The following is a 20,993-nucleotide window of genomic DNA, read 5'->3' as shown; positions in this document are numbered from 1 at the left end:
GCCCAGCCACCGCTGACCAATGTGGGAGGGGGCTTGCCCCCGATAGCGCCGGGTCAGCGAACAAATAAGTGACTGACACTCCCTCATCGGGGGCAAGCCCCCTCCCACATTTGACTCGCAGCGCCCGCGAGGGCATGGAACTTGCTCACTCCCTTCGTCCACCCTGCGGAGCCTCCCCACCGTGCAATCCCCTCCCGGCACCCAGCGCATCGTCAAGATCCGCCGCGACTACAACACCTGGGTCGCCGACGAGACCATGGAAGACTATGCCCTGCGCTACACGCCCAAATCCTTTCGCAAATGGTCGGAGCTGCGCATTGCCAACACCGCCCTGGGCGCGGTGTCGTTCCTCGCACTGGAAGCCATCGGCGGTGTATTGGCCCTGAGCTACGGCTTCACCAACACTTTCTGGGCGATCCTTGCCATCAGCCTGGTGGTCTTCCTGACCGGCCTGCCCATCAGTTACTACGCGGCGCGCTACGGCGTGGACATGGACCTGCTGACCCGTGGAGCCGGCTTCGGTTATATCGGCTCGACCATCACCTCCCTGATCTACGCCAGCTTCACCTTCCTGTTCTTCGCCCTGGAAGCGGCGATCATGGCCCTGGCCCTGGAGTTGTATTTCCATATACCGCTGGCCTTTGCCTATGTGATCTGCTCGTTGCTGGTGATCCCGCTGGTGGCCTACGGCGTGACCCTGATCAGCCGCCTGCAACTGTGGACGCAACCGTTGTGGCTGCTGTTGCTGGTGCTGCCGTACGGCTTCGTGTGGTGGAAAAACCCCGATGCCTTCAGCGACTGGACCAGTTTTGTCGGGCGCAGCGGCGATGGCGGCGGTTTCAACCTGTTGGCGTTCTGCGCCGCCTGTACCGTGGCGCTGTCGCTGGTGACGCAGATCGGCGAACAGGTGGACTACCTGCGCTTCCTGCCGGAAAAAACCGCGGCCAACCGCAAGCGCTGGTGGGCCGCCCTGCTCTGCTCCGGCCCCGGCTGGATTATCCCGGGCGCGTTGAAGATGTTTGGCGGGGCGTTCCTGGCCTTTCTCGCCCTGCAACATGAAATCCCCATGGAGCGCGCCGCCGAGCCGACCCAGATGTACCTGGTCGCCTTCCGCTATGTGTTCAGCTCGCCGGAATGGGCCCTCGGCGCAATGGTGCTGTTCGTGTTCATTTCACAGATGAAGATCAACCTGACCAACGCCTACGCCGGCTCCCTGGCCTGGTCGAATTTCTTCGCCCGCGTGACCCACAGCCACCCTGGGCGCGTGGTGTGGCTGGTGTTCAACGTGGCGATCGCGCTGATGCTGATGGAGCTGGGCGTGTTCGATGTGATCGACCAGGTGCTGGGCTTGTACGCCAATATTGCGATTGCCTGGATCGGCACGTTGGTGGCCGACCTGGTGATCAATAAACCCTTGGGGCTGTCACCCAAACATATCGAGTTCAAGCGCGCGCATCTGTACGACATCAACCCGGTGGGCGTCGGCTCGATGCTGATTGCCTCGCTGCTGTCGATCCTCGCCCACTTCGGCCTGTTTGGCGCCCTGGCACAGGCGGCACCGCCCTTCGTGGCGCTGGGCACGGCATTGATCATGGCGCCCCTGTTGGCCTGGCTGACGAAGGGCAAGTACTACATCGCGCGCAGCAGCGACGTGCGCTTGATTCACCCGGTTGCACCGGCGACCCATGCCGTGTGCGGGCTGTGCAGTAACCCGTTCGAGACCGCCGACATGGCGTTCTGCCCGGCCTACAGCACGCCGATCTGCTCGTTGTGTTGCTCGCTGGATGCGCGCTGTGGCGACCGCTGCAAACCCCATGCGCGATTGGTCAGCCAGTTCGAAGGCGTATTGCGCGGGTTGCTGCCCAACACGCTGATGCCGCGCCTGCATACGCGGCTGGCCCATTACCTGGGGCTGCTGTTGGTCCTGGTGTTGCTGCTCGCCGGCGCCTTGGCCTTGATCTACGTGCAGGCCGCCCAAGGGTTGCCGCATTCGGAGACGTTGTACCAGGCGTTCTTCAAGGCGTTCCTCACCCTCTCGGTGCTGGCCGCCGTGCTCGCCTGGTGGGTGGTGCTGACCCGCGAAAGCCGCCGCGTCGCCCAGCAGGAATCCGACCGCCAGACCCTGTTGCTGATGCAGGAAATCGACGCCCACAGCCTCACCGACCAGGCCTTGCAACAGGCCAAGGAAGCCTCGGAAGCGGCCAACGCCGCCAAAAGCCGCTACGTCACCGGCTTGTCCCACGAACTGCGCACGCCGCTCAACAGCATCCTCGGTTTCACCCAGATCCTGCAGCGTGACAGCGCCATGCCCGAGCAGCACCAGGACGCGCTGGCGACCATCCTGCGCAGTGGCTCGCACTTGCTGTCGCTGATCGATGGCCTGCTCGATGTGGCGAAGATCGAGGCCGGCAAGCTGCGCCTGGAGCTGACGGAAATCCCCTTCCCCGAACTGATCCACGACCTGGAGCAGATGTTCACCCCCCAGGCCCAGGACAAGGGCCTGCGCTTTCGCCTGGACTGCGTGGGCAAGATCCCGGCGGTGGTGCGCGGCGATGAAAAACGCGTGCGCCAGATCCTGATCAACCTGCTGGGCAACGCGGTGAATTTCACCGACAGCGGCGAAGTGTGCCTGCGGGTCAGCTACATGCGCGAGACGGCCAATTTTGAAATCATCGACACCGGTATCGGTATTGATCCGGGGCAGATCGAGCGGATTTTCCAGCCGTTCGAGCGTGGCGACCTGATGCGCCAGGACAACGGCGTGGGCCTGGGGCTGACCATTACGCGCATGCTCACTGCCTTGATGGGCGGCGAATTACGCGTGACCAGCGAGCTGGACAAGGGCACCTGCTTCCAGGTGCGGCTGTTCCTGTCGCAAGTGCGCGCGCCGCAAGCGGTGGTGCATGTGGAACACGACATCATCGGCTATCAAGGCGAGCGCCGACGCATCCTGGTGGTGGATGACCATGTGGACCACCGCAAGGTGCTCAGCGGCATGCTCACGCCGTTGGGCTTCGAGGTGATCCAGGCGAGCAACGGCCAGGACGCCATTCGCCAGGTGGCGTTGCTGGCGCCGGACCTGATCCTGATGGACCTGTCGATGCCGACCCTGGACGGCTGGGAGACCAGCCGGCTGATCCGGCGCAATGCGCTGTCCACCGCGCCGATCATCGTGATTTCGGCCAACGCGTTTACCGACGATCGCGAACGCAGCATCGCCGCCGCCTGCAACGACTACCTGGCCAAGCCAGTGCGTACCCCGGAGCTGCTCGGGTGCCTGCAACAGCACCTGGGCTTGCAGTGGGTACGGCGTACCAAGAGCCTGGTCCCGCCGCCGCCACCCAGCGTGCTGCCCAGCGCCGACGACCTCGCGGTACTCGCCGAACTCAGCGCCATTGGCTATGTGCGTGGCCTGCACGAAAAACTCGACACGATCCTTGCCCAGCGCCCCGACGTAGAGCCGTTCATCACTCAAGTCCGCGGGCTGCTCAAGGGTTTTCGCCTGGATGAACTCAACCGAACCCTCAAGGAGGCCGAAGATGAATGCTCTCACCCGCAGCACTGAACCTGGCGTGGTGCTGATCGTCGACGACACGCCGGACAACCTGGCGATGCTCTCCGACGCCCTCGACGACGCCGGCTACATGGTGCTGGTGGCCCTCGATGGCCTCAGCGCGCTGAACCGCGTGCAACGCCGGCGCCCCGATCTGATCCTGCTGGACGCGATGATGCCGGGCCTGGACGGTTTCGAAACCTGCCGCCGGCTCAAGGCAATGCCGGCCAGCGCGGATATCCCGGTGGTGTTCATGACCGGGCTGACCGACAGCAAGCATGTTGTGCAAGGCTTCGAGGTCGGTGGCAGCGACTACGTGACCAAGCCGATCCAGACCGACGAAGTACTGGCGCGGGTGGCGGCGCACTTGCGCACCTCACGCATCCTGATGTCTGCACGGGCGGCGACGCAACCGAGTGCGTTGACCCTGGAGGATGAGCCGGCGCACCGGCTGTTGTCCGCCAGGTTCCAACTGACCGAGCGTGAGGTGGAGGTGTTGCGCTGGGTCGCGTGCGGCAAGACCAACCGGGATATTGGCGATATCCTGGGGTTGAGCCCGCGCACGGTGAACAAGCACCTGGAGCATGTGTATGTGAAGTTGGGAGTGGAGACCCGCACCGCCGCTACGTCAGTGGCGTTAGCGGCAATCTGATGTGGAAGGTCCCGCCAAATCTGCGGTCCCCCCCCTGTGGCGAGCGGGCTTGCCCCGCGTTGGGGCGCGAAGCGGCCCTGAAACCAGTCTCCCGGTTCTACCAGAAGGAATGCGGCGGCCTTATTGGGGCTGCTTCGCAGCCCAACGCGGGGCAAGCCCGCTCGCCACAGTTAGCCCGTCTGCCACAACGGCCCGTCTGCCACAACAGTCCGCTCGGCACTGAAGTGCGGTTCCCCCAGGGGATCTTCATTGCCGGGAATAAGTTAACCGCCGAAGGTTTGTGAAGGCCGGCGCAATGTCGGGTCAAACGGGTTGATCCTGGGACCGATCGCCGCCGCTTCGCGTTTCAACAATTCCACCACCATCGGCAACCGGCTCGGCCCCAGGCGATCGCTGATGGTCGCCACGCTCAATGCCGCCACCGCATGCCCGTCCCGGTTGAGGATCGGTACCGCCAGGCCCGCCATGCCTTCCAGCACCCCGGTGTTGCGCGCCGCATAGCCCAGGTTGCGCACGTTCTCCACCTCCGAACGCAACAGCACCTCGTCATACAGGTGGAAGTCCTTGAGCCGTGGCAAGTTGTAGCGGATCACCGTCTCGCGCTCTTCTTCCGGCAGGAATGCCAGGATGGCCAGGCTGCCCTGCCCCACGCCCAATGCCACGCGCCCGCCGATGTCGCCGGTGAAGGTGCGGATCGGGTACGGGCCCTCGCTGCGGTCCAGGCAGATCGCGTCAAAGCCGCTGCGCGCCAGCAAAAACAATGAGTCGCCCAAGGACGCGCTCAAGCGCAGCATGCTCGGGCGCACCAGGTCGCGCAGGTTGCCGGTCTTGCCCGCGTTCGCCGCCAAGGCGAAGAACTCCAGGCTCAGGCGATAACGTTTGCTGCGCGCGTCCTGTTCGACCATGCCTTCGTCCATCAGGCTGCGCAGCAGGCGGTGGGTGGTGGGCTGGGATAGGCCGACCTGTTGGGCGAGTTGGGTGACGCGCTCACCACCTTCCGGCACCTCACCCAGGGTACGCAGCAACGCGAACAGACGGGACACCCCGCCCGCCCCCACTTCCTTACTGTTGCTATTCCGATCAGTGGAATCCATAACACGCTATCTCATGAGTAATTCTGTTCAGTGAATAAATCTTAAAATAATTGCTCACTCAGTGAAATTCCATCTTCCGCCCATCCTAGTCTTCGTCCTAATCTGCGTCCACAGGGGCGAAATGAACAACAACCGGCAGCCGACTTGAGATCGAGCGCCAACGCACCCGCAACACTCTTTTCGCATCTGCCCAAAACAAAAAAAGCGCGTTTCGACGCGACTGAAAAAAAGGTGGAACGCAGACATGGCATTTCTCCAACTCAACGCCTTGAGCAAACGCTACGGCGCCGTCGACGCGGTGGTCGCCACTGACTTGGCCGTGGAAAAAGGCGAGTTCGTTTCCCTGCTCGGCCCCTCGGGCTGCGGCAAGACCACTACCTTGCAAATGATCGCCGGCTTCGTCGAGGTGAGCGGCGGCCAGATCCTGCTCGACGGCCGCGACATCACCCATTCCAAGCCCGCCAGCCGTGGCCTGGGCGTGGTGTTCCAGAGCTACGCGCTGTTCCCGCACATGAGCGTGCGCGACAACGTCGCCTTCGGCCTGAAGATGCGCAAGGTGCCGGGCAGCGAGATCGCCGCCAAGGTCAAGACCGTGCTGGAGCTGGTGCGCCTGGCCCCCCACGCCGACCGTTACCCACGGGAGTTATCCGGCGGCCAGCGCCAACGCGTGGCCCTGGCGCGCGCCCTGGTGATCGAGCCGCCGGTGTTGCTGCTGGATGAGCCGCTGTCCAACCTCGACGCCAACCTGCGCGAAGAGATGCAGTTTGAAATCCGCCGTATCCAGTGCGCGGTGGGCATCACCACCTTGATGGTCACTCACGACCAGGCCGAGGCGCTGTCCATCAGCGATCGTGTGGTGGTGATGCAAGCCGGGCGCGTGACCCAGATCGATGTGCCGTACACCCTGTACGAACACCCCCGCACGCGGTTTATCTCGGACTTCGTCGGCAAGGCCAACCTGCTGCCCGGCGACTATGACGAGCTCGGCACTGCGCAGGTCCGCCACGCCAAGGGCGACGGCGAGCTGGTGTTGAGCCTGCGCCCGGAAAAAATCCAGCTGGTGGACGCCGGCACCGGCCGCCTGCAAGGCCAGGTCGTCAACCGCTACTTCTTCGGCAGCCAGTGGCTGTACCGCCTCCAGACCGCGCTGGGCGAAATCACCGTGGTGCGCAGCAACGACGGCAGCGCGCCGTTGGGCCATGGCGCAACGGTCGGCCTGGATTGGCAGGCCGACCTGCTGCGGGTATTGGCGACGGATGAGGTGCACGCATGAGTCGGGGTTATTGGCTCTCGCTGCCGGCGCTGGTGCTGTTCGCCGGGCTGCTGATCCTGCCGTTGGGCCTGACGCTGGTGCTGTCGTTCAACGTGTTCGACTATCAGGTGGGTGTAAAGGCGGATGAATGGACCTTGGCCCATTACCTGTCGTTGTTCAGCGATGCGTACTTCTACGAGATCTTCTGGCGCACCTTCTGGATCAGCGCGTTGGTGACCTTGCTGTGCGTGGTGATTGGCGTGCCCGAGGCCTACATCCTTAGCCGCATGGGCACACCGTGGCGCTCGATCTTCCTGATTTTGATCCTCACGCCGCTGTTGATTTCAGTGGTGGTGCGGGCGTTTGGCTGGAGCCTGCTGCTCGGTGCCGACGGGCTGGTGAACCAGATGATCCAGGCGCTGGGCGGGCGCCCGGTGAAGCTGTTGTACACGCCGTTCGCGGTGATCATTGCGCTGGTGCACGTGATGCTGCCGTTCATGATCATTCCGGTGTGGACCTCGCTGCAAAAGCTCGACCCCTCGGCCGAACAGGCGGCGTTGTCGCTGGGCGCAAGCCAGGCCACGGTGATGCGCAAGATCGTGTTGCCGCAGGTCATGCCCGGCGTGCTGTCCGGCACCTTGATTGTGTTCGGCCTGGCCGCCAGCTCCTTTGCGATCCCCGGCCTGCTCGGCGGACGCCGCCTGAAAATGGTCGCCACCGTGGTGTACGACCAGTACCTCTCGGAACTCAACTGGCCCATGGGCGCGACCATCGCGGTGGTGCTGCTGCTGGTCAATCTGCTGATCATGCTGAGCTGGAACCGCATGGTCGAAGGCCGCTACAAAAAGTCCCTGGGGGTTTAAGCGCATGTCCAGAAACGGTCCTTTGGCCCTCGGTTTCCACGGTTTGGTGGTGCTGTTCATGATGGCGCCGCTGGTGGTGGTGTGCCTGGTGGCTTTCACCCCGGAAAACACCTTGAGCCTGCCCACCTCGGGTTTCTCACTGCGCTGGTTTCGCGCCGTGTTCGAGCGGGCCGACTTTATCCAGGCGTTCTATAACAGCCTGATCCTGGCGTTTACCGCCGCGACCTTGGCGACACTGATCGCGGTGCCGGCAGCGTTGGCGATCAGTCGCTATCAGTTCCCGGGGCGCAACTTCTTCAGCACCTTGTTCCTGTCACCGATCATCATCCCGCACCTGGTGCTGGGCGTGGCGATGCTGCGCCTGTTTGCGCTGATGGGGGTGAATGGCAGCTTCACCTGGCTGATGTTGGCGCACGTGGTGATCATCACGCCCTATGTGCTGCGCCTGGTATTGGCGGCGGCGGTCGGCATGGATCGCAGCGCCGAGCAGGCGGCCGAGTCCCTCGGCGCCGGGCGCATCACGCTGTTTCTCAGGGTGACGTTGCCGATGATTTTGCCCGGCGTGGCCGGTGGCTGGTTGCTGGCCTTCATCAACAGTTTCGATGAGGTGACCTTGTCGATCTTTGTCAGCTCGCCAGCCACGCAAACCCTGCCGGTGCGCATGTATGTGTACGCCACCGAGTCCATCGACCCGATGATGGCGGCGGTGTCGGCGCTGGTGATTGCGCTGACGGCGGCGACCATGATTCTGCTCGACCGGGTCTACGGCCTGGACCGCGTGCTGGTGGGGAAACATTAATGGCTCTGTTCAAACGATTGGCCGAGACCGCGCGCCCTGCCGTGGCCTTCACCCTCGACGGGCAACCGGCCACCGGCCTGCGCGGCGACACCCTGCTGACCGCCGTGCTGACCTGCGCCGAGCACCTGCGCGGCAGCGATTTCAGCGCCGAGCGCCGCGCCGGGTTTTGCCTGATGGGCGCCTGCCAGGACTGCTGGGTGCGCCTGGAGGATGGGCGGCGGGTACGCGCCTGCTCGACGTTGCTGGAAGAAGGCCAGGTGATCAGCCGTGATCCGGGGCGCCAGCTATGAAGCCGGTGGTGATTGTGGGCGCAGGCCCGGCGGGGATCAGCGCGGCGCGCACCCTGCTCGACCACGGCGTAAAACCTTGCCTGATCGATGAAAGCCTGCGCGGTGGCGGGCAGATCTATCGGCGCCAACCAGCGGGTTTCCAACGCTCAGCCAAGCAGGTCTACGGTTTTGACGCGCGCAAGGCAGACGCTGTGCACCGCACGATGGATGAGTTGGCCGGTTTGATCGACTATCGGCCCGAAACCCTGGTGTGGAATGCCGAGGACGGTCGCCTGGACACGCTCAAGAGCGGCCGTGCCGACAGCCTCGAGTATTCGCGGATCATCGTCGCGACCGGCGCCACCGACCGCATCCTGCCTGTTTCGGGCTGGACCTTGCCCGGCGTCTACAGCCTGGGCGCCGCGCAAATCGCCTTGAAATACCAGGGCTGCGCCATCGGCGAACGGGTGGCGTTCTGTGGCAGCGGGCCATTGCTGTATTTAGTGGCTTATCAATACGCCAAGGCCGGGGCCAAGGTGGTGGCGGTGCTCGACAGCGCGCCGTTCAGTGCGCAATGCCGTGCGTTGCCGGCGCTGCTCGGGCAACCGGCGACGTTGGCCAAGGGCTTGTATTACCGCGCCTGGCTGAGCGCCCACGGGGTTCCCGTGCATCAGGGCGTGACGCTCCAGCAGATCGAGGGTGAACAGCGGGTCAGCGGTATTCGTTGGGATAGGCAAGATTTGGCCTGTGACGCCGTGGCCTTCGCCCACGCCCTGCGCAGCGAAACCCAACTGGCGGATCTGCTCGGCTGTGAATTTGAATGGAATGCCTTGAACCGTGCCTGGTTGCCGCGCCGGGACAACGCTGGGCGCAGCAGCCTCGCAGGCGTGTACCTGGCAGGCGACGGCGCCGGGATCATGGGCGCGGATGCCGCACAGATGGCGGGCGAGCGGGCGGCGTTGGCGGTGTTGGAAGACTCAGGCGTGGCCATCGATCATCGCCGCCCCGCTGTGCTGGAGCAGCAATTGGCAGGCATCCAACGCTTTCGCCAGGGGTTGGAGACTGCGTTCCCCTTCCCTGAAGACTGGGCGGCGCAGGCACCGGATGAATTGATTGTGTGCCGCTGTGAAGAAGTCAGCGTCGGCGATGTACGCGCCGTGGTGGATGAAGGCCACTGGGAGATCAACCGGGTCAAAGCCCATTGCCGGGTTGGCATGGGCCGCTGCCAGGGCCGCATGTGCGGGCTGGCGGCAGCCGAGATCGTCGCTGAGCGCAGTGGCCGCGGGATTGAACACGTCGGCCGCTTGCGTGGCCAGGCACCGATCAAGCCGCTACCGTTTGGCGTGCAGGTGCAGCCATGATCGACGCCATCGTGTTGGGCGGCGGGATCGTCGGGGCTTCGGCGGCCTTGATGCTGGCGCACAAAGGCCAGCGCGTGGCCCTGGTAGAGCGGGACTTTTGTGGCTCGCATTCCAGTGGCGTGAATTACGGCGGCGTCAGGCGCCAGGGTCGGCCGTTGCATCAGTTGCCGCTGTCGCAGCGCGCCCACCAGCTGTGGGCCGACCTGCCGGGGTTGATCGGTATCGAGGGCGAATACGTGCGCTCCGGGCATCTGAAACTGGCGCGCAGCCATGCGGATTTCGCCGCGTTGCAGGCCTATGCCGAGCAAACCCGAGGTTTTGGCCTGGGCTTGCAGCTGCTCGATCACGCCGAACTGCGCGCACGCTTCCCTTGGGTCGGCGATATCGCAGTGGGGGCTTCACTGTGCCCTGAGGACGGGCACGCCAACCCGCGACTGGTGTCCCCCGCCTTCGCCCGTGCGGCGCAACGCCTGGGCGCATCGGTATACGAGCAGGCCGAGGTGATCCGCATCGAACATGACGGCCGCCATTTCCGCGTACACTGCGCCAACGGCCTGCACCTGCAAGCCCCCTGGTTATTGAACTGCGCCGGCGCCTGGGCCGGCACCCTCGCCGCGCAATTTGGCGAGCCGGTGCCGATCATTTCGGCGCACCCGGCCATGTTGGTCACCGAACCGCTGCCGGTGGTGATGAACGTGAGCACCGGTGTCGAAGGCGGTGGGATTTATGCACGCCAGGTGGCCCGCGGCAATTGCATCCTTGGCGGCGGGCGCGGCTTTGCCCTTGGCCCCCGGCAGGCGCGCCCCGGGCAAGCGGCAGTGCTGGAAATCCTGCGTAATGCCGCCGAGCTGTACCCGTTCCTCAAGGGCGCCCAGGCGATTCGCACCTGGAGCGGCACCGAAGGTTACCTACCCGATCACGAGCCGGTGATCGGCCCCAGCAGCACCCAACCTGGCCTGCTCCACGGTTTCGGCTTTGCCGGCGCCGGGTTCCAGCTGGGCCCAGCGGTCGGTGAAGCCCTGGCAGAGATCGTCTGCGACGGGGCCAGCCGCCAACCCATCGAAGCGTTTTCCATCCGTCGTTTCCAAGCCTGAGAGGAAAAACATCCATGAACACTCGTATTGCGCTGTCCTGCTTGTCCCTCGCTCTGCTCGCCTCCACCGCCCATGCCGCGCCGACGCTGTACCTGGGCATGAACGGCGGCACCATGGAACGGGTGTACGCCGACAAGGTGCTGCCTGCGTTCGAGAAGGCCAACAACGTCAAGGTGGTGATCGTGCCCGGCACGTCGTCGGACATCCTCGCCAAGGTCCAGGCCAACAAAGACAACCCGCAGATGCACGTGATGTTCCTCGACGACGGCATCATGTACCGCGCCATCTCCATGGGCTTGTGCGACAAACTGGCAGCCAGCCCGACCCTGGAACAGATCCCGGCCAAGGCGAAGATCAAGGACCAGGCCGTGGCCGTGACGTTGGGCGTCACCGGCCTGGGCTACAACGCCAGGATGTTCAAGGAAAAAGGCTGGGCCGCCCCCACCTCATGGATGGACCTGGCCGACCCGCGCTTCAAGGACAAAGTGGTGTTCCAGTCCGTGGCCTCTTCCACTTTCGGCCTGCACGGTTTCCTCATGTTCAACCGCCTCCAGGGCGGCGACGAAACCAACGTGGAGCCCGGCTTCAAGGCCTGGCCAAAAACCGTCGGCCCCAACGTGCTGGAATATATCGCCAGCTCCGCGAAAATCTCCGAGATGGTGCAAACCGACGAAGCGGCGATCTTCCCCCTCACCCCAACCCAGGTGGCCACCCAGAAACTCCTCGGTGTGCCAATGGAATACGCGCAACCCAAGGAAGGCGCCGTGGTGCTGAACGTGGCCGAGTGCGTGATCGCGCGTAATGACCAACCGGAACTGGCACAGAAACTCGCCGCCTTTTTGCTGACCGCCGAGGCCCAGGCCCCGGCGCTGGAGGAAGGCGACCAGATCCCGTCGAACCCGACCACCCCGACCACCGACAAGACCCGCGCGCGGGTAGAGGCGATGCAGGGGTATTTGCAGACGGCGATTTCGATCGATTGGGACCAGGTGAACCAGGCGCGGCCGGAGTGGAATGCGCGGTGGAGTCGGTCGATTGAGCGGTAGGCGGGTATAGCTTGCGCTCCCACGTTGTTGACGTGGGAGCCGCCGTTACCCTTCCCTACCCGCCCTGGCCTTGAGTTTATTGCAGTAATTTTTGTAGATCGCTCTCGCGGTATTTCGTTGAATGCGGATTTCAAATAATTTTTGCCGCATTTCCCGGTGGCGTTCGGTATTGAGCAGAAGCAATCCCAGGAGTGGAAATACAACGCCCAGAGAAAACGCCACGGTATGCGGGCGGTATTGAATCGTTGGTATGACCAGCATCAGGCAGAAAGCGAAATAGCCCGCCAGGAGTCCAACTGCCCAGTTGAAGCCACGCACAATCATGAAATTGGAAAACCCGAAGAAAAACGTCAGCGACAGAAGCCCCCACCCCATCAATTCGGTTCTCAGTGACGGCTCGAGCTTGCGCAAATAGTGATCATCAACCAGCACGGTCACCATAGCGGTTGAGAAGATAGCCATGAATATCGTGCTCATGAACACTGGAAAGTTACGGCGGAGAAAACGGAGAGGTGACTCATTCACTCTGAAATCTCCTCGTACCAGCCCACAACTATCGTCGTGGCATTTCCAACGTGACCATGTTGATAACTTCCAGCCAGCCCCGAAATCCCGCCCAGAACATCGTTTAATGGTTCGTTGAAGCGTCGAACCCTGCGGCTTTCTACCCGTTCACGGGGGGTGAGGTGGGCCCAGGGGAAACCGTCCTTCAATACGCTGCTAGCCATTCCTTTACTCCTGAACTCACAAGAGCGCAGAGCGTAAAGAATCAATATCCGTCAAGAATGTAGGAAGGTTTCCTTTTTTAAGACAGGCACTTCCCGATCTGGTCTCAGCGCCTTGTAGTCAATCCTGGGAATGGGAAAGGTACCGCCGCAGAAAGCCGATGGCGGGCCGATCCGGTTCGGCTGGAATATTCGCGAGCACATCAACATTTGATCGTCCGTTCAAGCGGGAACTATCGGCAGCGCGCGTTTGTGCGCTGTCTTGCTGTACGCCCCTTCGACAATCGTCCTCACCCGCTCACTCACCGGCTCGCCCATCAGGTAGGCATCGATCTCTTCGTACGTGCAGCCATAGGCATGTTCATCCAGCTTGCCCGGTACGAGTTCTTCCAGGTCGGCAGTGGGCTGCTTGTGCACCAGGTTCGTCGGTGCCCCAAGGGCACTGGCCAACAGGCGCACCTGGGTCTTGGTCAGGCCCGACAGCGGTGCCAGGTCACAGGCGCCGTCGCCGAATTTGGTGAAGAAGCCCATCAATGCCTCGGCGCCGTGGTCGGTGCCGACGACCAGGCCGTTGTGCAGGTTGGCCACGGCGTACTGGGCGATCATGCGGGTACGGGCCTTGACGTTGCCTTTGATGAAGTCGACATGCTCCGCACTGGCTTCAGTGGCGCTCAGGCTGGCCATCAGGCCGTCGACGCTGGCGGCGATGTCGAGGGTGTCGATCTGGCCCGGAGCGATGAAGTCCAGGGAGGCCTGGGCGTCGTGTTCGTCGGCCTGGCTCTTGTAGGGCAGGCGCATGGCAATAAAACGCGCGGCGTAGTCCTCGGCCCGCAGTTGCTCCACCGCCAACTGGCACAGGCGACCGGCGGTGAGCGAATCGACGCCGCCGCTGATGCCCAGTACCAGGGCCTTGCAGCCTGAGTGGCGCAAGGTGGTCTTGATGAAGTCGATGCGCCGTTGGATTTCCTTGGCTTCACTGCCCTTGACCAGTTGCCGATCGATATTCAGTTCCTGCGCGATACGTTCTTGCATGTCACACCTCCACCCTGCCCACGTTGAACACCTGTGCCGCGTACTGCAAAAACGAGGCGTCTTCGCAGACATTCTTGATCGGATCATCGGAGAATTTCACCACCGGTTCGCCGTGCACCCGCACCAGCTTCATGACGATACTCAGCGACTCGACGCCCTCCACATCGCACGCCAGGCTCGTGCCCATGCCGAAACCGAACTTGGCCTTGCCACGCACGTGACGCAGGATCGGCAGGCATTTTTCGAAGTTCAGGCCGTCGGAGAACATCAGGTCCTTGGTCATCGGGTCGATGCCCAATGCTTTGTAGCGGGCCAGGACTTTGTCGGCCCAGGCGATGGGATCGCCGGAGTCCTGGCGCAAACCGTCGTACAACTTGGCGAAGTACAGGTCGAAGTCCTTGAGGAAAAAGTCGGTGCTGATGGTGTCGGTCAAGGCAATGCCCAGGCGGCCGCGGTATTCACGTACCCAGTTTTCCAGGCCGGCGTTCTGGCTTTCGCGCAAGCGCCCCAGTTGCTGGTGCACCATCATCCACTGGTGAGCCATGGTACCAATCAGCGGCAGGTCGAATTCGTAGGCCAGGTGCGCGTTGCTGGTGCCCACGAAGTGGCCGGGGAAGTCGCGGCGCATGATGTCCACCACTTCACGCTGGGCCTTGAATGACAGGCGCCGACGGGTGGAAAAGTCAGAGACGCGCAGGTCGGCCAGCTCGTCGCGGCTGAGGTGTTTCTCCAGCCAATCGAATTTCTGGTAGAGCTTGCGGGTGACGTCTTCCAGGGTCACGTCCGGGTACTTGTCGCGGTTGCGCAACTCACTGACCAGCGCCAGCACCGGCTGCTCGAACATGATGCAGTGCAGCATCGGGCCGACCACGCGGATATTCAGCTGGCCGTCGATTTCGCTGACGTGGATGTAGCGCAGGTTGAAGCGGAACAGGCCGAGGAAGCGTTCGTAGTCGGGGGTGAGGTATTCGCGAAAGCGTGGGTTGAACAGGAAGCGCAGCTCGCCTTCGCGCATTTGCAGGCCGGCCATTTTTTCAAGCTCGGCACGCAGTTCGGGGATCAGGTGACCGAGTTTTTCCCTGGAGCGCACGATGAAGTTGTATTCGACGTCGACGTTGGGGTGCTGGTGCAACACCGCCTGCATCATGGTGAAGGTGTAGTAGTCGGTGTCGAGCAAGCCCTGGATCACCGGGGCTTCGTAGTCGTAGGCACTTTCCATGGTGTGTCTCCTTAACGCGTGGCCATCGCGGCCAGTTCTTCGCGGGTGCTGCTGATCACAGCCCCGGCCTTGAGCAACTCATTGACGGCCTGCACGCTCCCCTCGTCGCTGATTCCCCGGCATGCCGGCAGGTGCAGGACCACCTCCAGGCCAGCCTTGAGCAGTTGCAGCGCAGTGGTCTTGACGCAGTAGTCCAGGGCCAGGCCGCCGACAATCACACGGACCACGCCTTGGGCCTTGAGGTATTCGATCACGCCCGTGGAGAGCTTGTCGTGCAGGTCGTGGTAGCAGGCGCCGTAAGGGTGCAGGTCGGGTTCGACGCCTTTCCAGATGAAGTAATCGTAGTCATATGGGGCGGGCAACTCGTCCAGCAGGGTGAAACCCTCGGTGCCCGGCACGCAGTGGCTGACCCAGGTGACATCGGCGTGCGCCAGGCCGGTGGGTTGCAGCATCTCGCTGGGTTGGGCAACCACCCAGGGGGCGTGCGGGCTGTGGGCATCTTTGCTGCCGATGCGGTGGCCGGCGAGGCTGGCCATGTAGTTGAGTTCAGCACCGATCTGGTCACCACCCGCCACCGGCAACTCGTTGGGGCACAGCGGCGTAAAGCTCTTCTGGGCGTCGACGTCGAATGAAGCGATGGCAGTTTTCGAGAGGGTCATGGCGGTTCTCCTGTGGCCTGGAAACAAAAGTACACGTCATGTACTTTCATTGCAAGAAACATTTGTTTATCTATTCTGGACTCAGTACATGACATATCTATTCGATCCGTTAGACTGTGCCCCACCGCTGTTTACAAGGACTCCACATGCCACTGAGCGCCTACCTCCACACCGTCGACCTCTGCGTGCTGTGCTACTGCCGCGCGGCGGGAGAATTAAAGCTGCTGCTGAATAAACGCGACGCCGAGCCATTCGCCGGGCATTGGGCGCTGCCGGGCGTGGTGGTGAATGGTGGGGTGCAGGATCTGAGCCTCCAGGATGCCGTGGAACGCTTGCGCGCCAGCAGCAAGGTTGGCCTGGCGTTGGCCTGGAGCGAGCAAGTGGGCACGGTGGGCGATGCGTTTCGCGACCCGCGTTGCTGGTCGTCGTCCACTTATTACCTGGCGATCGTCGCCGATGAGGTGGCGCTGGGTGAGCATCAGGGCTGGTTCTCGCTGAAGGCGGTGGCCGATGGCAGCATCAAGTTGCCGTTCGATCACAACAGCATCGTCGCGGCCGTGCAGGAGCGGCTGTTGTCCAAGTCGCTGTACAGCAACTTGCCCTTGATGTTCCTGGGCCATGAGTTCAGCGCGCCGGAAGCGACGACGATCTTCTCGCTGGTGCTGGCGCGGCCAGTGTTGAAGACCAGTATTCGCCAGCGCTTGTTGAAGCTGACGGAGGCAGGGTACTTGCGCGAGACGGGACGCAAGAAGCAAGGCGAAGGCGGCAGGCCCCAGGCGACGGTGGAGAACCTGAGACCTGGGGAGGTTTATTTCTTTGATCGCAGTTTTGCTGACTAGCCTCGATTTAAAGAACACCGATCATCCAATGTGGGAGGGGGCTTGCCCCCGATGGCGGTAGATCGGTCTATATATGTACTAACTGTCACACTGCCATCGGGGGCAAGTCGAATCGTCGCACCGCCCCTCCCACATTATTTTGATTGGGGTATGGCTTCAGCTCATCCAGTTGCCGCCATCGACGTTATAGGTTTGCGCCACCACATAATCGGCCTCCTTCGACGCCAGGAAAATCGCCATCCCGGTCAAATCCTCGGCTGTCCCCATCCGCCCAAACGGCACCTCGGCCGCCACCTGCCGCTTCTTCTCGCCCGGCGCCAGCCCTTCATGCTTGGCGAACAATGCATCCACCCCGTCCCAATGCTCGCCATCCACCACCCCCGGCGCGATGGCGTTGACGTTGATGCCCTGCTTGATCAGGTTCAGCCCCGCCGATTGCGTGAGGCTGATCACCGCCGCCTTGGTCGCGCAGTAGATCGCCACCAGCGGCTCGCCACGACGCCCGGCCTGGCTGGCCATGTTGATGATCTTGCCGCCATGGCCCTGGCTGATCATCTGCCGTGCCGCCGCCTGCAACGTGAACAACGTGCCGGCAACGTTGATCGAGAACAGCCGCTCATAACTGTCACGGGTGATATCGACGATGGGCGACAGGTCGAACAGTGCGGCGTTGTTGACCAGGATATCCAGCTTGGCGGCCTGGGCCACCACGGCGGCAATTGCGCTGTCGATGGAAACTTGGTCGGTGACGTCCATCGCCACCGCGTAAGCCTGGGGCCCGAGTTCGGCCGCTGTGGCCTGGGCGCGTTGCAGGTTGATATCGGCGATAGCCACGGTCGCGCCTTCGGCGATATAGGCCTGGGCAAAGGCGCGGCCGATGCCGCGCGCCGATCCGGTGATCAGCGCGCTCTTTCCTTCGAGTCGTTTCATGGGTTTGTCCGTCAACGTTATTTGGGATAGCCGGCGCGTTTCATCTCACGCTCGGTGGTGGACTGGGCCTGCTGCAATGCCTGATCGACCGACATGCCGCCGGTCAACGCCGCCGAAAGCAGCTTGCCGACGGAAGTGCCGATGGCCTGGAACTCGGGGATGGTCACGTACTGGATGCCCACGTACGGCACCGGCTGGGCCGAGGGATGCGCGGGATCGGCGTGCTTCATCATCTCCAGGGTGACCTGGGCGAACGGTGCGGCCTTCAGGTAGGCCGCGCTGTAGGTGGATTGGCGCGTGCCCGGCGGTACGTTGGCGAGACCCTCCTTGTCAGCCACCAACTGGATGTAGTCCTTGGAAGTGGCCCAGGTGATAAAGGTCCTGGCGGCGTCCTTGTGCTTGGACGTGGCGGGGATCGCCAGGGACCAGGCATAGAGCCAGGAAGAGCCTTTGTCGGTGACTTCGGTGGGCGCGGCGACGAACCCTACGCTGTCGGCGACCTTGCTCTGGCTCTTGTCGGTGGTGAACGAGCCGGCGACGCTGGCATCCACCCAGATGGCGCATTTGCCGCTGTTGAACAGTGCCAGGGTTTCGTTGAAGCCGTTGCTGGACACACCCGGCGGGCCGTATTGCTTGAGGGTGTTGACGTAGAAGGTGGCCGCCGCGGTCCACTCGGGGCTGGTCAATTCCGGCTTCCACTGCTCATCGAACCAGCGTGCGCCAAAGGCGTTGGCCATGGTGCTGAGCAGCGCGATGTTCTCGCCCCAGCCGGCCTTGCCGCGCAGGCACATCCCGTATTGGTCTTGGTCTTTAGCCGTGAGCCTGGCGGCGAACTCGCCGAGCTGGGTCCAGGTGGGGTGCGCGGGCATGCTCAGGCCGGCTTGTTTGAACAGGTCGGTGCGGTAATAAGTGACGGTGCTTTCGCCGTAGAACGGCAAGGCGTACAGGGTGTCGTTGACCGACAGGCCCTGGCGCACCGAGGGGAAGATGTCTTCGGCGTCGTAGTCGGCGGGCAGTTGGGTCAACGGCTCCAGCCAGTGCTTGGCGCCCCACAGCGGGGTTTCGTAGGTGCCGATGGTCAGCACGTCGAACTGCCCGCCCTGGGTGGCGATATCGGTGGTGAGGCGTTGACGCAGCACGTTTTCTTCCAGCACCACCCAGTTGAGCCGGATGTCTGGGTGCTGCTGCTCGAACACCTTGGACAGGCGTTGCATGCGGATCATGTCGCTGTTGTTGACCGTGGCGATGGTCACGGTGTCGGCGGCCTGGCTGGGCACGGCCAGTGCCAGGGCGGACAGCAGGAACAGTGCTTGCGGGAACGTGGCTTTGCAGGACTGGAGCATGGCGGTTTGCACCTGTTGTTTTTGTTGTCGAGGGCCGATTACAGCAGCTTGGCCAGGCCCTAACAAACCCATGGCGCATGCACGACTGATACTTTTTTAACCGCCGGCCCCGGATCAAAAAAGTATCAGCGCCGGACGAAACCAGAGGTAGCGCTGCCGTTGCCAACCCGCGTATTTTGAGGCGATTCCACAAGCAAAAGAGGCATCAGCATGCCCGTCGACCGCGCCGCCCTGTTCGAACACCGCCCTGCCGAGCTGGAAGTGATCCTGCCCGAACCTGAGCACGGCTTTCGCTGGTTCGAACATGACTACCCTTTTGAGCTGGCGCGCTGGAACCACCACCCCGAATTCGAAATCCACCTGATCCGCCAGGGCAGTGGCAAGCTGGTAGCGGGCGACTATATCGGGGCGTTCAGCGCCGGACATGTGGCGCTGATCGGCCCGGACCTGCCCCACGACTGGATTGGCGAGCTGGCACCCGGCGAATACCTGAAGGGTCGCGATGTGGTGCTGCAATTCGACGGCGCCGCCCTCCTCGCCCTGCGCAAGACCCTGCCGGAGCTCGGCGACTTGCACACGCTGTTCGAACAGGCCCGGCGCGGCCTGGAGTTCAGCGGCGACACCGCCGCGCAGGCTGCGCGTTTGCTCGAGGCCATCGGCAGCGCCCACGGCCTGCAACGCCTGATCCTGTTCCTGCAACTGCTCGACACCCTGAGGAACGCCCCGCCCCCCGAGGTGAAAGCCCTGGCCAGCGCCTGCTACGCACCAACCCTGGACGCGCGCAGCGCCGAGCGCATCAACAAGGCGTTCGACTACCTGATGCGTGAACTGACCGGCGACTTGCGCCTGTCGGTCATCGCGCAGCAACTGGAGATGAGCGAACCGGGCTTCTCACGCTTCTTCAAGCGCAACACCGGCCACGGGTTCATTGACCTGATGCGCAAGTTCCGCGTGCAGCGCGCCTGTCGCCTGTTGCTGCAAAGCGAGATGTCGGTGGCGGATATCTGCTTTGAGGTGGGCTACGCCAACCTGTCCAACTTCAACCGGCACTTTCGCATCGAGATGCACCAGACACCCAGCGAATACCGGCGCGAAACCGCCATGCACTTGTTCAATCGGATTGAAAAAATGACACCGCGTCATTTCTGATCAAAAGGTCGATTAATCGCGATTTTTTCCAGTCCATTCAAGCCATTGCGCAAAGTTGGTACGACCTGTGCGAGCGTGTGCGCAACGAACTTGGTCGCCAAGTTCGCCTCAACCCGAAGAATCGGGTTCAAACCGCGTACGAATAGGGATTTTCAATGCACTTGACCTCAAGGCGTCCTGCTTATTTTGGTGTTTCCCTGCTACTGGTTGCCGTTACGGGAGTACTCAGCCCGCCCATTTTGGCGCAGCAACCGCCCATCGATGACTCAGCACAGGGCGAAACCCTCAGCCCGGAAGCCAGCCCGGCGAAAAAAGGCGTGTACCTGTCGGACTGGTTTAACCAGGACCTGACCTTGATCGGCAGCAAGGACATCAGCTTCGGCCCCAAACCGCAGGACGATGTCTACCTGGAATACGAGTACTTCGGCCGCAAGGGCCCCTTCGAGTTGTACGGCTACATCGACGTGCCGAAGATCCTCGGCATCGGCAACAGTCACGACAAAGGCGCGTGGGACCACGGCTCGCCGGTGTTCATGGAGCACGAGCCGCGTATCTCCATCGATTACCTGGCCGGCCGCAGCCTGGCCATCGGCCCCTTCAAGGAATGGTACGTGGCCTTTGACTGGATCTACGACCACGGCAGCAACCAGGCCAACCGTGCCAACACCCTGTACAGCGGCCTCGGCACCGATATCGACACCCACTCGCGTGTCAACCTCTCGGCGAACTTCTACGGGCGTTACCAGTGGGAAAACTATGGCGCCAGCAATGAATATTCGTGGGACGGCTACCGTGCGCAGATGAAATACATCGTGCCCATCGACACGTTCGACAACGGTGCCTCGCTGACCTACATCGGTTTCACCAACTACGATTTCGGCTCGGACCTGCACAAGGACAACCCGGCCCGTACCGCCAACGCGCTGGTGGCAACCAACGTGCTGCTGTATTCATTCACCCATTTGCGCTTCACCCTGGTCGGCCGTTATTTTCATAACGGCGGCAACTGGGAGGATGGCAGCGAGTTGAATTTCGGCGAAGGCAACTTCCGCGCACGCTCCGACGGCTGGGGTTACTACGCTGGCGTGGGCTACCAATTCTGATCAAGGAGTAC

The 20,993-nt window shown here is 62.6% G+C and carries 20 protein-coding genes; 12 read left to right on the top strand and 8 right to left on the bottom strand.

Going from position 1 to position 20,993, the window contains the following annotated elements; genetic code table 11:
* Positions 1-181: 181 nt before the first annotated feature.
* Positions 182-3,565: an ATP-binding protein gene (locus QU606_RS16140; protein WP_102625387.1), complete on the top strand. Its 3,384-nt coding sequence runs from the start codon at positions 182-184 to the stop codon at positions 3,563-3,565.
* Complete coding sequence (locus QU606_RS16135; protein WP_024074864.1) at positions 3,540-4,205, top strand: response regulator; 666 nt, start codon at positions 3,540-3,542, stop codon at positions 4,203-4,205. The genes QU606_RS16140 and QU606_RS16135 overlap by 26 nt, the downstream gene beginning before the upstream one ends.
* Positions 4,206-4,468: 263 nt before the next feature.
* On the opposite strand, the gene QU606_RS16130 is transcribed toward QU606_RS16135, so the two are convergent.
* Entirely contained in the window at positions 4,469-5,299 is an 831-nt protein-coding gene (locus QU606_RS16130; RefSeq protein WP_304998586.1) for an IclR family transcriptional regulator, read from the bottom strand.
* Between the two features lie 244 nt (positions 5,300-5,543).
* Here QU606_RS16130 and QU606_RS16125 point away from each other — a divergent pair, with 244 nt between their 5' ends.
* From QU606_RS16125 to QU606_RS16095, 7 genes are read left to right on the top strand one after another with little or no spacing between them, the layout of a single operon-like run.
* Positions 5,544-6,572, top strand: a complete 1,029-nt coding sequence (locus QU606_RS16125) for an ABC transporter ATP-binding protein (RefSeq protein WP_304998585.1) — start codon at positions 5,544-5,546, stop codon at positions 6,570-6,572.
* Entirely contained in the window at positions 6,569-7,414 is an 846-nt protein-coding gene (locus tag QU606_RS16120) for an ABC transporter permease (RefSeq protein WP_069075768.1), read from the top strand. The genes QU606_RS16125 and QU606_RS16120 overlap by 4 nt, the downstream gene beginning before the upstream one ends.
* 4 nt (positions 7,415-7,418) lie before the next feature.
* Positions 7,419-8,213, top strand: a complete 795-nt coding sequence (locus QU606_RS16115; RefSeq protein ID WP_024074860.1) for an ABC transporter permease — start codon at positions 7,419-7,421, stop codon at positions 8,211-8,213.
* Positions 8,213-8,503, top strand: a complete 291-nt coding sequence (locus QU606_RS16110) for a (2Fe-2S)-binding protein (protein WP_024074859.1) — start codon at positions 8,213-8,215, stop codon at positions 8,501-8,503. The genes QU606_RS16115 and QU606_RS16110 overlap by 1 nt, the downstream gene beginning before the upstream one ends.
* Complete coding sequence (locus tag QU606_RS16105; RefSeq protein ID WP_304998584.1) at positions 8,500-9,843, top strand: NAD(P)/FAD-dependent oxidoreductase; 1,344 nt, start codon at positions 8,500-8,502, stop codon at positions 9,841-9,843. Before QU606_RS16110 ends, QU606_RS16105 begins: the two co-directional genes overlap by 4 nt.
* A complete protein-coding gene (locus QU606_RS16100) occupies positions 9,840-10,937 on the top strand; it encodes an FAD-binding oxidoreductase (protein ID WP_304998583.1) in 1,098 nt (365 codons plus the stop codon). Before QU606_RS16105 ends, QU606_RS16100 begins: the two co-directional genes overlap by 4 nt.
* Positions 10,938-10,951: 14 nt before the next feature.
* Complete coding sequence (locus QU606_RS16095) at positions 10,952-11,983, top strand: ABC transporter substrate-binding protein (RefSeq protein WP_024074856.1); 1,032 nt, start codon at positions 10,952-10,954, stop codon at positions 11,981-11,983.
* A 45-nt stretch (positions 11,984-12,028) separates the two neighbouring features.
* Here the strand turns inward: QU606_RS16095 and QU606_RS16090 are convergent, their stop codons facing one another.
* The 5 genes from QU606_RS16090 to QU606_RS16070 all read right to left on the bottom strand — a co-directional run bounded on the left by QU606_RS16090 (position 12,029) and on the right by QU606_RS16070 (position 15,618).
* Positions 12,029-12,445, bottom strand: a complete 417-nt coding sequence (locus QU606_RS16090; RefSeq protein ID WP_223817850.1) for a hypothetical protein — start codon at positions 12,443-12,445, stop codon at positions 12,029-12,031.
* Between the two features lie 59 nt (positions 12,446-12,504).
* Positions 12,505-12,711, bottom strand: a complete 207-nt coding sequence (locus QU606_RS16085; protein ID WP_150054877.1) for a hypothetical protein — start codon at positions 12,709-12,711, stop codon at positions 12,505-12,507.
* 219 nt (positions 12,712-12,930) lie between these two features.
* Positions 12,931-13,740 carry an ammonia-dependent NAD(+) synthetase gene (gene nadE / locus QU606_RS16080; RefSeq protein ID WP_304998582.1) on the bottom strand — a complete coding sequence of 270 codons (810 nt, stop codon included), beginning with the start codon at positions 13,738-13,740 and terminating at the stop codon, positions 12,931-12,933.
* Position 13,741: 1 nt separating this feature from the next.
* A complete protein-coding gene (gene pncB / locus QU606_RS16075; RefSeq protein ID WP_304998581.1) occupies positions 13,742-14,959 on the bottom strand; it encodes a nicotinate phosphoribosyltransferase in 1,218 nt (405 codons plus the stop codon).
* Between the two features lie 11 nt (positions 14,960-14,970).
* On the bottom strand, positions 14,971-15,618 hold the full coding sequence (locus QU606_RS16070; protein ID WP_024074851.1) for a nicotinamidase: 648 nt from the start codon (positions 15,616-15,618) through the stop codon (positions 14,971-14,973).
* Between the two features lie 146 nt (positions 15,619-15,764).
* Between QU606_RS16070 and QU606_RS16065 the strand changes: the two genes are divergently transcribed.
* Entirely contained in the window at positions 15,765-16,457 is a 693-nt protein-coding gene (locus tag QU606_RS16065; protein ID WP_069075773.1) for an NUDIX hydrolase, read from the top strand.
* A 156-nt stretch (positions 16,458-16,613) separates the two neighbouring features.
* Here QU606_RS16065 and QU606_RS16060 read toward each other — a convergent pair whose 3' ends face one another.
* Both QU606_RS16060 and QU606_RS16055 read right to left on the bottom strand, forming a co-directional pair.
* Entirely contained in the window at positions 16,614-17,387 is a 774-nt protein-coding gene (locus QU606_RS16060) for an L-iditol 2-dehydrogenase (RefSeq protein ID WP_304998580.1), read from the bottom strand.
* Between the two features lie 17 nt (positions 17,388-17,404).
* Positions 17,405-18,730 (bottom strand): sugar ABC transporter substrate-binding protein, encoded by a 1,326-nt coding sequence (locus QU606_RS16055; RefSeq protein ID WP_304998579.1) that lies wholly within the window; start codon positions 18,728-18,730, stop codon positions 17,405-17,407.
* Positions 18,731-18,940: 210 nt separating this feature from the next.
* Here QU606_RS16055 and QU606_RS16050 point away from each other — a divergent pair, with 210 nt between their 5' ends.
* Positions 18,941-19,879 carry an AraC family transcriptional regulator gene (locus tag QU606_RS16050; RefSeq protein WP_069075776.1) on the top strand — a complete coding sequence of 313 codons (939 nt, stop codon included), beginning with the start codon at positions 18,941-18,943 and terminating at the stop codon, positions 19,877-19,879.
* A 155-nt stretch (positions 19,880-20,034) separates the two neighbouring features.
* The gene (locus tag QU606_RS16045; protein WP_069075777.1) at positions 20,035-20,982 is read left to right on the top strand and encodes a nucleoside-specific channel-forming protein Tsx; all 948 of its coding nucleotides are present in this window, start codon (positions 20,035-20,037) and stop codon (positions 20,980-20,982) included.
* Positions 20,983-20,993 lie beyond the last annotated feature (11 nt).

The sequence above is a fragment of the Pseudomonas sp. OVF7 genome, from assembly GCF_030644265.1.
GTDB lineage: Bacteria > Pseudomonadota > Gammaproteobacteria > Pseudomonadales > Pseudomonadaceae > Aquipseudomonas > Aquipseudomonas gorinensis.
The sequence above is the reverse complement of the archived record's forward strand: the minus strand, read 5'-3'. Positions and strand labels throughout refer to the sequence as shown.

Bases quoted from the DNA above. Each gene is read 5' to 3' on its own strand.
- QU606_RS16110 (WP_024074859.1), top strand. From the start codon at position 8,213: ATGGCTCTGTTCAAACGATTGGCCGAGACCGCGCGCCCTGCCGTGGCC.
- QU606_RS16105 (WP_304998584.1), top strand. From the start codon at position 8,500: ATGAAGCCGGTGGTGATTGTGGGCGCAGGCCCGGCGGGGATCAGCGCG.
- pncB (WP_304998581.1), bottom strand. From the start codon at position 14,959: ATGGAAAGTGCCTACGACTACGAAGCCCCGGTGATCCAGGGCTTGCTC.
- QU606_RS16115 (WP_024074860.1), top strand. From the start codon at position 7,419: ATGTCCAGAAACGGTCCTTTGGCCCTCGGTTTCCACGGTTTGGTGGTG.
- QU606_RS16060 (WP_304998580.1), bottom strand. From the start codon at position 17,387: ATGAAACGACTCGAAGGAAAGAGCGCGCTGATCACCGGATCGGCGCGC.
- QU606_RS16065 (WP_069075773.1), top strand. From the start codon at position 15,765: ATGCCACTGAGCGCCTACCTCCACACCGTCGACCTCTGCGTGCTGTGC.
- QU606_RS16095 (WP_024074856.1), top strand. From the start codon at position 10,952: ATGAACACTCGTATTGCGCTGTCCTGCTTGTCCCTCGCTCTGCTCGCC.
- QU606_RS16125 (WP_304998585.1), top strand. From the start codon at position 5,544: ATGGCATTTCTCCAACTCAACGCCTTGAGCAAACGCTACGGCGCCGTC.
- QU606_RS16130 (WP_304998586.1), bottom strand. From the start codon at position 5,299: ATGGATTCCACTGATCGGAATAGCAACAGTAAGGAAGTGGGGGCGGGC.
- QU606_RS16120 (WP_069075768.1), top strand. From the start codon at position 6,569: ATGAGTCGGGGTTATTGGCTCTCGCTGCCGGCGCTGGTGCTGTTCGCC.
- QU606_RS16055 (WP_304998579.1), bottom strand. From the start codon at position 18,730: ATGCTCCAGTCCTGCAAAGCCACGTTCCCGCAAGCACTGTTCCTGCTG.
- QU606_RS16090 (WP_223817850.1), bottom strand. From the start codon at position 12,445: ATGGCTATCTTCTCAACCGCTATGGTGACCGTGCTGGTTGATGATCAC.
- QU606_RS16045 (WP_069075777.1), top strand. From the start codon at position 20,035: ATGCACTTGACCTCAAGGCGTCCTGCTTATTTTGGTGTTTCCCTGCTA.
- QU606_RS16050 (WP_069075776.1), top strand. From the start codon at position 18,941: ATGCCCGTCGACCGCGCCGCCCTGTTCGAACACCGCCCTGCCGAGCTG.
- QU606_RS16070 (WP_024074851.1), bottom strand. From the start codon at position 15,618: ATGACCCTCTCGAAAACTGCCATCGCTTCATTCGACGTCGACGCCCAG.
- QU606_RS16085 (WP_150054877.1), bottom strand. From the start codon at position 12,711: ATGGCTAGCAGCGTATTGAAGGACGGTTTCCCCTGGGCCCACCTCACC.
- QU606_RS16135 (WP_024074864.1), top strand. From the start codon at position 3,540: ATGAATGCTCTCACCCGCAGCACTGAACCTGGCGTGGTGCTGATCGTC.
- nadE (WP_304998582.1), bottom strand. From the start codon at position 13,740: ATGCAAGAACGTATCGCGCAGGAACTGAATATCGATCGGCAACTGGTC.
- QU606_RS16100 (WP_304998583.1), top strand. From the start codon at position 9,840: ATGATCGACGCCATCGTGTTGGGCGGCGGGATCGTCGGGGCTTCGGCG.